Origin of the sequence: Aeromonas sp. R1-2 (assembly GCF_040908505.1) — a bacterium.
GTDB classification, from domain to species: domain Bacteria; phylum Pseudomonadota; class Gammaproteobacteria; order Enterobacterales; family Aeromonadaceae; genus Aeromonas; species Aeromonas veronii.
Genome location: NZ_JBFODU010000046.1, coordinates 57,021 through 69,307 on the forward strand (window position 1 = coordinate 57,021; position 12,287 = coordinate 69,307).

The 12,287-nt window shown below is 59.0% G+C and carries 10 protein-coding genes and 1 tRNA gene; 5 read left to right on the forward strand and 6 right to left on the reverse strand.

Going from position 1 to position 12,287, the window contains the following annotated elements; translation table 11 throughout:
- Positions 1-15: 15 nt before the first annotated feature.
- Together AB5Y76_RS16280 and AB5Y76_RS16285 are read right to left on the reverse strand one after the other, a co-directional pair.
- Positions 16-408: a DoxX family protein gene (locus AB5Y76_RS16280; RefSeq protein WP_005342720.1), complete on the reverse strand. Its 393-nt coding sequence runs from the start codon at positions 406-408 to the stop codon at positions 16-18.
- A 39-nt stretch (positions 409-447) separates the two neighbouring features.
- A complete protein-coding gene (locus AB5Y76_RS16285; RefSeq protein ID WP_139734588.1) occupies positions 448-1,134 on the reverse strand; it encodes a pirin family protein in 687 nt (228 codons plus the stop codon).
- A 376-nt stretch (positions 1,135-1,510) separates the two neighbouring features.
- On the opposite strand from AB5Y76_RS16285, the gene AB5Y76_RS16290 reads away from it, so the two are divergent.
- Together AB5Y76_RS16290 and AB5Y76_RS16295 are read left to right on the forward strand one after the other, a co-directional pair.
- Positions 1,511-2,425, forward strand: coding sequence for a LysR family transcriptional regulator (locus tag AB5Y76_RS16290; protein ID WP_160881980.1), 915 nt, complete (start codon positions 1,511-1,513; stop codon positions 2,423-2,425).
- A gap of 99 nt (positions 2,426-2,524) precedes the next feature.
- Positions 2,525-2,944: a hypothetical protein gene (locus tag AB5Y76_RS16295; RefSeq protein ID WP_101531509.1), complete on the forward strand. Its 420-nt coding sequence runs from the start codon at positions 2,525-2,527 to the stop codon at positions 2,942-2,944.
- A gap of 93 nt (positions 2,945-3,037) precedes the next feature.
- On the opposite strand, the gene AB5Y76_RS16300 is transcribed toward AB5Y76_RS16295, so the two are convergent.
- Positions 3,038-5,032 carry a methyl-accepting chemotaxis protein gene (locus tag AB5Y76_RS16300; RefSeq protein ID WP_263718889.1) on the reverse strand — a complete coding sequence of 665 codons (1,995 nt, stop codon included), beginning with the start codon at positions 5,030-5,032 and terminating at the stop codon, positions 3,038-3,040.
- 192 nt (positions 5,033-5,224) lie between these two features.
- Positions 5,225-5,575 (reverse strand): hypothetical protein, encoded by a 351-nt coding sequence (locus AB5Y76_RS16305; protein ID WP_219594990.1) that lies wholly within the window; start codon positions 5,573-5,575, stop codon positions 5,225-5,227.
- 199 nt (positions 5,576-5,774) lie between these two features.
- On the opposite strand from AB5Y76_RS16305, the gene AB5Y76_RS16310 reads away from it, so the two are divergent.
- The 3 genes from AB5Y76_RS16310 (at position 5,775) to AB5Y76_RS16320 (ending at position 9,421) form a co-directional block, all read left to right on the forward strand.
- Positions 5,775-6,497 carry a response regulator gene (locus AB5Y76_RS16310; protein WP_064335179.1) on the forward strand — a complete coding sequence of 241 codons (723 nt, stop codon included), beginning with the start codon at positions 5,775-5,777 and terminating at the stop codon, positions 6,495-6,497.
- A gap of 33 nt (positions 6,498-6,530) precedes the next feature.
- The gene (locus AB5Y76_RS16315; protein ID WP_005356852.1) at positions 6,531-7,892 is read left to right on the forward strand and encodes an ATP-binding protein; all 1,362 of its coding nucleotides are present in this window, start codon (positions 6,531-6,533) and stop codon (positions 7,890-7,892) included.
- A gap of 140 nt (positions 7,893-8,032) precedes the next feature.
- Complete coding sequence (locus AB5Y76_RS16320) at positions 8,033-9,421, forward strand: sensor domain-containing diguanylate cyclase (protein WP_263718886.1); 1,389 nt, start codon at positions 8,033-8,035, stop codon at positions 9,419-9,421.
- Between the two features lie 67 nt (positions 9,422-9,488).
- Here the strand turns inward: AB5Y76_RS16320 and AB5Y76_RS16325 are convergent, their stop codons facing one another.
- Positions 9,489-11,441, reverse strand: coding sequence for a ligand-gated channel protein (locus AB5Y76_RS16325; protein ID WP_368177761.1), 1,953 nt, complete (start codon positions 11,439-11,441; stop codon positions 9,489-9,491).
- 586 nt (positions 11,442-12,027) lie between these two features.
- A tRNA-Asp gene (locus tag AB5Y76_RS16330) sits at positions 12,028-12,104 on the reverse strand.
- Positions 12,105-12,287 lie beyond the last annotated feature (183 nt).

Here is a 12,287-nt window from a genome sequence, read left to right on the forward strand (position 1 = left end):
TGACTCTTCAGTGCATTACCAGTTTTTGCCGAGACGGGCATCCAGACTGAAAGCCCCTGCTCCGGCCGCCGCCAGCGCCAGGAAACCACCGGCAACGGAGACGTTCTTCATAAACATCAGCATCTGCATCTGTTCTGCAGGCTGATAATGGAAAATAAAGGCAGCCATCAGGGTGAAACCGGCCAGCAGCACGGAGAGGCTGCGGGTAAAGAGACCCAGCACGACGGCAAGGCCACCACCCAGCTCAAGCAGGATCACCAGCGGCAACATAAAGCCGGGCACACCCATCGCTTCCATATAGCCCTGGGTTCCGGCATAGCCGCCGATCTTGCTCCAGCCCGCCATTACGAACATCAGCGCCAGCAGTACACGACCCGCCAGCAGCGCTACATCTTTCATCTTGTCCATTTCATATTCCTCGTTTGTGTCACATCACCGCTGACTGCTTCAGGGTAGGTCAAATAACAGAGCTTGGCTGGCACTGGTCGCAACCAGCTCCCACCGGTATTCATCACGACTGAGTACCCCGTCGCCGGGTCGGGCAGCCAGACCGTTGGCGGCAAGCGTACCTGAAATCATCTGCAGGTAACCGTGTCGGCCAGCCAGTGCCCATTCGAGCGTCTCGCCCGGGGCCAGTTCCAGCCGCCATACGCGGGCCTGTTGGCGGATCCGCAGCGATCCCGCCTCGCCATCCGGTGACGCCACCAGCGTCATGCCCGGTCTGGACTCGATCTTCTTCTGCTGATATCCGGGTGGCGTGCCGAACTCGTTCGGCTCGATCCAGATCTGCAACAGGGAGAGAGGATCCGTCTGCGAGGGGTTGTACTCGCTGTGGCGGATCCCGCTGCCTGCGCTCATCAGCTGGAAATCCCCTGCCGGGATCTGCTCGGCATGGCCGAGGCTGTCCTTGTGCTCTATGGTGCCTTGCAGCACGCAGGTGAGGATCTCCATATTGGCGTGAGGGTGGGTGGCGAATCCGCCACCCGGCGCAACCAGATCCTGATTGATCACCCGCAGTACCGAGTGCCCCATCCACTCCGGGTCATAGTAGTGACCGAAGGAGAAACTGTGGCGCGCGTCCAGCCAGCCAAAGTTGGCCTTGCCCCGCGCTTCTGCGGCTCTCAATTGCATCATGGTGTGCTCCTCATCTATCCGGGGTTCGACTTAGCGGGGGTTGCCACCACCGATGCCGAACGGAATACGGTATTCGCTGCTCTGGTCAGCCAGGCTGACGGTCACTGTGCCTTGAGTACGCAGCGGCATACGAATTTGTTCGCGTGCCAGCTAGCTCGGCCAGAATCAATGCATCCATACAAGAGATCATTCAAATAGTGTGTTGTTCTTTCACCGACATCAGACAGACCGATTTGGTGTGTCACAGTGCGGAACTACCCGCATATTTGGCCGCTCGACGTTCCTGCCTAAGCGTTGATTGAATATTAAAGTGACATGACCTAACTTGTTAGCGAGATAAACTGGCAAACATATTCAAAAAAATTGAAGGTTAGGAATGGCCAAGGAATCGAACAAGGAGCGGGCGCTGACCCTGGAGGCAATCCGGGTGCTGGATGCCATCGACCGCCGCGGTAGCTTTGCGGCGGCGGCCGACGAGCTGGGCAAGGTGCCCTCGGCATTGAGCTACACGGTGCAGAAGCTGGAGGATGAGCTGGATGCCATGCTGTTTGACCGCAGCGGCCACCGCACCAAGTTCACCCCGGCGGGGCGCATGCTGCTGGAGCGCGGCCGGGTGCTGCTGGAGGCAGCCGAGCATCTGGTGGGAGAGACCCGGGCGCTGGCCCGTGGCTGGGAGACCGACATCACAGTCGCCGTCGATGCACTGGTCCCGGTGCAGGCCCTCTACCCCTTGGTGGAGAAGCTGGCCGAACAGACCGATACCCGACTGCGGCTGCGGGCCGAGGTGCTGGCGGGTAGCTGGGAGTGTCTGGAAGATGGTCGCGCCGACCTGCTGATCTCCTCCATCAATCCGGACATCATGATGACCGGCATCAAGCATCAGGTGCTGAAAGAGGAGGTGATGCTCTACGTCGCCCATCCCGATCACCCGCTGCATCAGGAGCCCGAACCCTTGGCCGACGAGACCCTGCGCCGCTACCGCGCCATCGCGGTCGCTGATACAGCCCTGCGCAAACCGGTTCTTACCTACCGCCTGCTCGACAAGCAGCCGCGCCTCACTGTCAGCACCATGACGGAGAAACGGGATGCCCTGTTGGCAGGGATCGGGGTCGGCACCATGCCACAGAGCTGGATTGAGGAGGACATCCGGGCCGGTCGGCTCAAGGTGATCAGCCCCGAGTACCGCCATCAGCTGCAGGTGGTGCTGGCCTGGCGGCGAGACACCATGGGCAAGGCCAAAAGCTGGCTGGTGCGGGAGATCCCAAAACTGTTTGCGGCTGGTGAAAAATGAGACACAGTTAACAGACAGCTCAATAGCTGCCTCACTTGACACCCAGCTCTTTTATTGGTTCCATAGCCGCCTCATTTGAACCAATGGAATCTGTAAAAAATGAAAAAGAGTTTGCTGGTAGCCCTCACCACCCTGCCCCTGTTTGCCAATGCTGGCCTGATGGACTCGCTGACCGACAGCGTCACCAGCAGCGTCAAGGATGCGGCCAACACTGCCGTATCCGGTGCAGTGGACAGCGCATCCAACGAAGCCATCAAGAAGGCACTGGATATCAAGGAAGGCGGCTCCAACAAGCAGGCTATTAAAGAGAAGCTGGGCGCTCCTGCCACCACCAAGACCGAATCCGGCCTGGAAGTGTGGACCTATGATCTGGATGCCCTGAAAAAGGCCTCTCCGCTGCTGGCAGAAACCACCAAAACCCTGCTGAAAGATACCGACGCAGCCAAGAAGAACGTCGTTATCAAGTTCGAAGGTGATACCGTCAAGAAAGTAGACCTGACCGACAAGGCTCAGGGCTAAGTTCGCTCGTCCGGTGGAGTGGACTGAACACCCGCATCGGCACAGATAGCAAGAGGGGGAGCACCGGGCTCCCCCTCTTTCATTATCGGTTTGTTACACCTTGAAGCGATGCACCAACGCCACCAGCTGGCGATTGGACTCCAGCAGGGTGGCCGAACTCTGTTCGGTATTCTGACCGTTATCCACCAGCAGATTGACCATGTCGCGGATAGTGACCATGTTGCGGTTGATCTCTTCGGTCACTCGACTCTGCTCCTCTGCCGCAGTCGCAATCTGGGTACCCAGATCGTTGATCTGCACCACGGCATCCGCCATCTTGTCGAGCCCGCCGGTCACCTGCTCGGTATTCTCGGTCGCCGCCTGACAGCTCTGCTTGGTGTGCTCCATGGCCACCACGGCTTCGGCCACCCCCTGCGTCAACCGGGAGAGCATGCTCCCCACCTCGGCAGTGCTATTCTGGGTTCTCGCCGCCAGTGCGCGCACCTCATCAGCAACCACGGCAAAACCGCGGCCCTGCTCACCAGCCCGTGCCGCCTCGATGGCCGCGTTGAGTGCCAACAGGTTGGTCTGGGCAGCAATATCGCCGATCACGCTGAGTACACTGCTGATCTGGCGAGCATCTTCCTGCATCCCCAATACCTTGGTCGCAGCAAGATCCACTTCATCGATCAGCGCCGCCACACTGGCAGAGGCCTGACCCACTACCTGACGGGACTGAATCGCCTGACCATTAGCAGACTCGGTAAAGCTGGCGGAATCGCTCGCGTGGTGCGCCACACTGTCGGCAGTGGAGCTGAGCTCGGTCAGGGCGGTCACTATCTGATCGGTCTCGGCAGCATGCTCACCTAGAATACGTCTGGCCTGTCCCGTCTGCTGGTCAAGCTGGGCCAATTCACGGGTAATCAGCTCTGTGGTCTCGGTCACCTGCAACATCATCTGCTGCAGATAGGCGATAAAGCGGTTCACCGATTGGGCGATATGGTCCAGCTCATCGCGCCCCTTGACCCGGATCCGGGCAGTCAGGTCAGCATCTCCGGCCGAGAGCGCATCGATGTTCTGCTTGAGGGTGTCGAGTCGACTGCCCAGCTGCTTGATGGCCATCAACATCAGCGCAAACAGCAGCACCACTAGCGGTAGCTGGATCGCTGCCAGCGTCTTGAGCACCTCCTGACTGTCGTGGGTAAGGGTGCTGGTCGGCAGCGCCGCCGCCAACAGCCAGGGGGTTCCTTCGATGGGTTGCATCAGCAATGTCTGCTCTTCACCCAAATCCTGAAAGGTAGTGCGCTGCAATGCGGCGCCATTACCTTGCCCCAGCAGGCTGGCGATGGCGCTGGCAAAGGGATAGTCCCCGTGAGATGAGAGGTTGCCCAGCACCACATCCCCGCTCAAGCGACCATTCTTGCTGAGGATCTTGCCGTCGGCCTCGACGATCATCACCTGACCACCGATCTCCTGCTCTTTTTTGGCGACCAGATCATTGAAGAAACCCAGCGTCACATCGATGGTGGACACCCCGTAAAGGGAGCCGTCACGATAGATCCCCATGGCACAGTTGGTGCGTGGCTGTTGGCTGGCACCATCCTTGTAAGCCGCCGCCCAGACACACATGCCTTTCGCCGCCTGCTGCCCGGCTCTGTGCCAGGGCTGCTCGAAATAGTTGGGCGCCTCGGCCGAGTTCCAGTAGGTGTTGGGGATCAGCTTGTTGGCACCATCCCGATGAAAAAAGGTACTGAACTTGATGCGACCGGCTTCCCGCTGATCCGGCATCGGCCAGATGCCGCCACCAAACACCATGGCATTGCCATATTGATCGATCAGAGCAGGGAGAACAGCATCGATTTGCTCACTCGGCAGTTGGGCCACCAGCTGGGTGATACTGCGTGACTGGCTCTGCACCCCGTTGAGCTGATCGCGAATGTCGGTCGCAATCTCGCTGACCCGCAGCACCAGATTCTGCTCACCCGCCCGTTGCAGCTCGGGTTTGACCCATAACTGGATGCCGATTACGGTCAGCACACAGACCGCCACCATGAATCCCAGAAAAACGGCGGTATATCGCCCCTTGATTGTCCCCAGATCCCAACCCATACCCTCTCCTGTTTTCGGCCACTGCTAACTGCAGCTTGTTATATGAGCGGGCATTATCTTGCAATTCGCTCACGGCGCGTTTGCCATCGCTCACATAAGCGACAGCAAGATAAGGATTCGAGCGAAAATGGATCGATACGATCACAAAAAGGGTGGCCTCGGCCACCCTTGGGTTGATAACAGCTGGCGTTGTTACTGGTTCGCTTCAGCGAACTGCTTCATCGCTTCGGCGTGCTTGGTCATACCGGCGGCACGCTCGCTGAGCTTCTTGATGAATTCCGCCTTCTTGGCCGGATCTTCAATGCGATCATAACGTTGCTGCAGGTTGGCCTGGATCTGCTCCGGGGTCATGTTCTGCATACGAGCCATCTTGTCGTGGCGACCACCGTGGTGTTTGCCACCCATCATGCCGCCGCCGTCCATCGGGCAATCCACCATGGCACCGGGCTGGCCGGTGGGGGCCGCTTCACTGGCTGCATAGGCGCCCAGCGGCAGGCCAAGGATCAGGGTAGCGGTCAGCAGGGTTTTGGTCAGCTTTTTCATGGTCTATCTCCTGTAGGGATGATTCTGGTTCGGCGCTCTTGCCTTGCCCTCAAGTAAACACCCTATCGGTGTCTGAACTTTGCCAGCATCGCCCTTTTTTGTAGCAGAGTGTGGCATCGTGCGGATCTGGCACACTTTGACACAAACCGCCGGGCGGATTTTCGTATACTCGTGCCAACGCCAAGCAGGGGAGGTATTCATGAACCAGGGCAACACCCACATTCTGGTGGTCGACGATCACAGCGAGATCCGCGATCTGTTGAAGCGCTTTCTGGAACAGCACGGCCTGCGAGTCAGCTGTGCCCGGGATGGCAAGGAGATGAAGCGGCTGCTGGAGGAGCGGGAGTTCGACCTGCTGGTGCTGGATCTGATGATGCCGGGTGAAGATGGCCTGACCCTCTGCCGCGAGCTGCGGGTCAAATCGAACCTGCCCATCATCATGCTGACTGCCATGGGAGAAGAGACCGACCGCATCATCGGATTGGAGATGGGGGCCGACGACTATCTGGCAAAGCCTTTCAATCCGCGCGAGCTGCTGGCGCGCATCAAGGCGGTGATGCGCCGCACCCAGGCGGATAACCAACCCGCCGCCGAGGCCCTGACCCGGGATCTGCGCTTCGATCGCTGGCTGCTCGACGTCAATCGCCGGGAGCTGGTCGATGAGGATGGGGTGGGCCTGAGCCTCTCCACCGCCGAATTCGATCTACTAAAGGTATTTCTGGAACGCCCGCAGCGAGTGCTGAGCCGGGATCAACTGCTGGACCTGGCCCGTGGCCGCGAGGCGGTGGCCTTCGATCGCGCCATCGATACCCTGGTGAGCCGCCTGCGCCGCAAGCTGGAGCGGGATCCCAAGAATCCGGAGCTGATCAAGACCATCTGGGGTGGCGGCTATATGTTCTCCGCCGACGTGACGCAGGTTTAAGCAGTGGGCACCTTGCGACGACTGTGGGCACGGATGTGGCCCAAGGGGCTGACCGGCCAGATCATTCTGGTGGCGCTGGCGGGCTTGATCCTGATCCAGCTACTCAGCATCCAGATCTACCGCACGGATCGGGAGGAGGCGCTCGGCTTCGTCAACAGCCGCAACGCCATGCAGCGGATCATCTCTGTGGTCAGGCTGCTCTCCCTCTCCCCCCCGTCCCTCTATGACGAGATCCTCAAGGCGAGCCGCAGCGAGACCCTGCTGTTGCGCCTCTCCGACGAGCCGCTGCAACCGGATAACCGCAGCCCCCGCTTCGAGCAGCTGGTGCGCTCGCGCCTCAACTACCCCCCCGGCCTCACTGTCGAGATCAGCGCCGAGCTGAAAGAGGATAACCAGCGCAGCAAAGCGTGGGAACATCATGCCCGCATGATGCGGGATCGCAAGGGGCCACCCCCGCCGCGGGATATGCGGCTCTACGGCTCCATCGAACTGCCGCAGGGGGGCTGGCTGCAGTTCAGTTCGCTGGTCGACAAGGAGGCGGGCAGCTGGTCGTGGCAGACCACCCTCAACCTGATGCTGGTCGCCAGTCTGGTGATCGGACTGATGGTGCTGCTGTTTCGCCGTGCCACCCGCCCGCTCAAGCAGCTGGCAGGCAATGCGGAGCGACTCGGGCGGGGCGAGGATATCGAACCCTTGAAAGAGGAGGGACCGACCGAGATCCGAGAATCGATTCAGGCCTTCAACCGGATGCACACCCGGCTCGACCGCTTCGTGCAGGACAGAACCCGGATGCTGGCGGCCATCTCCCACGATCTGCGTACCCCCATCACCAGCCTGCGGCTGCGCACCGAGTTTCTGGCCGATGGCGAGGACAAGGAGCGGATCCAGCAGACCCTGCAACAGATGGAGCAGATGCTGGCCGCGACCCTCAGCTTTGCTCGCGAGGAGGGGCAGCAGGAGGCTACCCGCGAGCTGGATCTGGTCAGCCTGCTGGTCAGCCTGTGCGATGACTATGCCGATACCGGCCAGCCGGTCACCTGTCTGGCGGAAGGCAAAGAGGTCTACGCCTGCCGGGCCAACACCCTGCGCCGGGTGCTGCAGAACCTGATCGGCAACGCCATCAAATATGCCGGCAGCGCCGAAGTGTCGCTGGAGCGGCGCAAGGAGGAGCTGTTGATCCGGGTCTGCGACAACGGGCCGGGGATCGATCCGGCGCGGCTGGAGGATGTGTTCAAGCCGTTCGTGCGGCTCGATGAAGCGCGCAATACCGAGTCCGGCAGTGTCGGGTTGGGGCTCTCCATCGCCCGCACCCTGGTCCATCAGCACGGCGGCGAGCTGACCCTGCTCAATCGGCCACAGGGGGGACTGGAGGCGCGGATCAGCCTGCCGCTGTAAGTAGTTACCCTATCCGCCAGCCTTGTCATGGCGCCATTTGCATCATGCAAACTTCATCATTTGAGCGCTTGTTCTTCGATCAGAAAGGCGGTGATAATCGATGACCACGGGACGGTATACGGCAACGGATTGGAGCAAGGATGGCCTCTTCCAGGACAGGAGTCATAGTCAGTATCGGATGGGGGCTCCTGCTACTCGCCCTTGCTCTGCCTGTCTGGGCCAAAGCTCCGGAAGAGCCGATCATTATTACCAACTCCAAAGCCTGGCAGCCCTTCTCCTATATCAATGAGTCGGGCCAGCCGGATGGCCTGCTGATCGATTTGTGGCGTGAATATGCCCGGGTGACCGGCCAGAAGATCGAGTTCAGGCTGGTCGACTGGCAAGGCTCCCTCGACCTGCTCCATGAGGGGAAGGCGGACGTTCACGCCGGACTGCTCTGGTCACCGGAGCGGGACAAACTGTTCGACTATGGCCGCCCTCTCGCCCAGCTCGACTCCCAACTCTTCTTCTCGAACGAATTGCGCGGCACCGATGTACATTACTACCTGCTCCATGAAACGGTCGGTGTGGTAGCCGGTGGCTACGAGGAGTATTACGCCAGACGCTACTTCCCCGGCACCAGACTGCAGACCTTCAATGACAATGACACCCTGCTGGCTGCGGCCTTCAAGGGTGAAGTGAAGGCCTTTATCGCCGATCTGCAGGTCGCCAACTTCTACATCTATACCTCGGACGATCCCACCCGCTTTATTCCGGTTCGCCACCTCTATACCGACCAGATCCGCTTTGCGGTGAAAAAGGGTGACCTTGCCCTGCTAAACCGGCTGGAAGAGGGCTTCGCCAAGCTCAAAGAGAGCGATCGGGAGCGGATCATCCGCAAATGGATGCATGTCGAAACCGTCTACCCCATCCATCTCGGTCCCTGGCTACTGCTGGCCGGGGCATTGATCATGGTGGCCTACATAGTGCAACTGCGCCGCGCCGTTGCCAGCCGTACCACCGAGTTGAGCCGCGCCAACGCCAGACTGGAGAAACAAGCCAGTACCGACCCCCTGACCGGTCTGCTCAACCGACGGGCATTCATGCCCGCCATGGAGCAACGACTGGCAAGCGGGGAGCCCTGTGCCCTGTTGCTGTTCGATGTGGATCACTTCAAGGAGACCAATGACCGCTTTGGTCATGGCATCGGGGATCTGCTGCTGGAAAAGCTGGCCACGACTGTGACCAACCTGTTGCCCAAAGAGGCTCTGCTGGCCCGCATCGGCGGCGAAGAGTTTTGCCTGCTGCTACCGCTGGCCACATTGGCAGAGACAGAAGAGTGGGCCGAGCGTATCTGCCTGGAGAGCAACCGGCAAACCCTGCACACCAGCAGCGGCGAGGTGGCCCTCTCCATCAGCACCGGGGCAGTCTGGGTCGCCGCAGAGAGAGAGGCTGATGCCGACCAGCTACTACGGCAGGCTGACGCCCTCATGTATCAGGCCAAGGGACTGGGGCGCAATACCTGGCAAGCCGCCGCCTATCAGGGATAGCCCTCTGACGGACACGCAATAAAAACGGCCGCCATCGGAAGATGGCGGCCGCATGAGTGGTTCCCTATCAGAAGTTGTAGGTCACGCCCAGGTTGTAACGGCGACCATCCAGCACAGTGCCATAGCTGCTGTAATCCACCGTCTTGTCGAAGAGGTTGTAGACCCCGGCAGTCAGATCCAGATGCTTGTTGGCCTTGTAGACCAGGCCCATGTCAAAGAAGGTGTAGGAAGGGGTCCCCTCCGCCATCTTGACCCGGCTCAGGTACTCGGAGGTCTCGCCACGGAAGTTGACCCGTGACCAGAGGCTGAGATCCTCGGTGGTTTGCCAGTCAACACTACCGTTGAGCATGTGGCGGGGCCTCTGGTTGAGGGCATGACCCGCCAGTGGACCACTCTTCTGCTCGGACTGGGTGAAGGTGTAGCTGGAGCTGACCGACCAATCCTCATTGATAGCCCAATCCATCATCCCCTCGACCCCGCGCATATTCGCCTTGTCGACGTTGACCCGATCGCTGATGAAGTCATAACTGTGACCATTGAGGGTACAGGCGGGATCGCTCTTGCTGGTGCAACGACGCACTTCGGAGATCTTGTTCTTGAAGTCGGTGTTGAACAGGGTCACTCCGGCGTTGAGCCCCTGATGACCGTTCCACAGCAGGCCGATCTCTTCACTCACGCTGGTCTCTGGTTTGAGATCAGGGTTGCCGACCAGTACGCCATCCTGACTGCGGCCGCCAGTAGCCTGGCCCCAGTTGGCCGCCGACATCCGCAAGTCAGGGGAGCGGTAGCCGGTCGAGACGCCTCCTTTCAACGTCCAGCTATCATCCAGATGCCAGACGCCGTAGAGACGAGGGCTCCAGTGAGAGCCGTAGTTCTGGTCCCGATCCATGCGGGCGCCTCCGGTCAGGGCAAAGCTGTCAGTGAGTGACCACTCATCCTCGACAAACATTGCCCAGCTCCAGCGGGTCAGCTGCTCGGCAGGGTTGGCCACTGTCAGGGCATTGCCTTGATCGTGCAGATCCTCATAACGATACTGACCACCGACACTCAAGTAATGATCCCCCAGAATAAACTGGGTATGGGTATCGGCGATGGTATTGGTAAGCTCCATCTTGCGAACGGGGTTACTGTTGGCCTCCTGCTGCAGATAGCTGCTGGAAGAGCCGAAATCATACTGACCATCATGGGTCAGCGCATAGTTGGTGCGCTCGTAGCGATAGAGGCTATCTGTCGCCTTGACATCCAGCGAATTGCCGGCCGTGCGATCCCGATCCTGCAGACTGCGACTGGCCTCCAGATCGAAGCGACTCTGCTCATCAGGCTTGAAGCTGAGCACTGCCGTGCCACTGCGAGTCTCCTGCTCGGCAAAACCCTGGGTAAATTTGTCTTCGCCACGATGAGCCAGCTGGCCATTGAAGCGCAGCCCCAACACGCCATCGATCAATGAACCTGCGGTATAGGCATCGGTCTGGAAGCTATTACCGGCATCCTTGTTCTCCTGGAAGGTCGAATCTGCGTGAACCGACCCCTGCCAGGCCAGACCGGTGGTCTTGCGGGTAATCACGTTAATCACACCACCCATGGCATCTGAACCATAACGGGATGACATGGGACCACGGACGACCTCAATGCGCTCGATCGCCTGCAGTGGCGGCAGCCAGCCCTGCTCGATACCAGCTTCATCGCTATTGGGGCGAGTACCACGACTATCCACCTTTTTGCCATCAACCAGCATCAGGGTGTATTTCGATCCCATACCGCGAATGCTGATATCACTGCTGCTGCCACCGCCAGTCACCACAACACCGGGAACATCCTTCAGGGCGTCAGTCACATCGCGATAGGCACGCTTCTCCAGCTGCTCACGGGTAATCACGGAGATAGAGGCGGCAGAGTCTTCAATCTTCTGCTGGAAGCCGGAAGCGGTGACGACCATCACCTCTTGTTTGGCAGCGTGGGCTTGGGTCGCAAGAAGGGAGCAGACCAGCAAGGCAAGCTTGTTCGGTTTCACTGTTGTCATGTTTTAGCCTGAACGTTTTTAGTAGGAAGGTGGCGTATTCCCTTACTTCATTCGTTACAACGCCTTGGCATCCGGCCAGGTGCAGCATCAAAAAAGGCTCATTTGAAAAGCACTTTATTAATCAGCCCGCATTGTAACGACCCCGCCCCGATCATTCAAACAATAATGATTATCATTTATCTAGTGTGGCATTCCTGCTACAAAACAGCTCATTCTTGATAAGAGACTGTTTTAATGGAATAAATCCATAAACAAACACGGGAATGAAACAAACAAGCGGAAGCGATGATGTACCGTTGCAAGATGGCCTGATTTAATCCTCAAGCTCTATCAGTTCGCTGCGGAACAATACGGCCAAGATGGGATGTGCTGCGATACAGAGGTGGAAATAGTAGCAATAACGCCAACAGGGAAAGGTATTGTGATCGCGGTGAGATGCCGGCAGCTCACCAGCAGGCTAAAAACACCAAAGCCCAGTCTCACGACTGGGCTTTGTGTGCGTTCTTGCGTACAAATCTGTGTGCCACCGGGTAAAGAACGCCCATAGCAAAAAGGCCTTCCCAATCTGGAAGGCCTTTAAAATTAGTGGCGGAGCGGACGGGACTCGAACCCGCGACCCCCGGCGTGACAGGCCGGTATTCTAACCGACTGAACTACCGCTCCGCATTCGGTTAGCTTTCGCTAAATCTTCTGCTGCTTCTTCTGAGGTGTCATCCTCGCAGCCAGCAGTGGCGTGATTCTTCACATCACCGTTTAATTGGGTGCCTGGCAGTGTCCTACTCTCGCATGGCGAATGCCACACTACCATCGGCGCTACCGCGTTTCACTTCTGAGTTCGGCATGGGA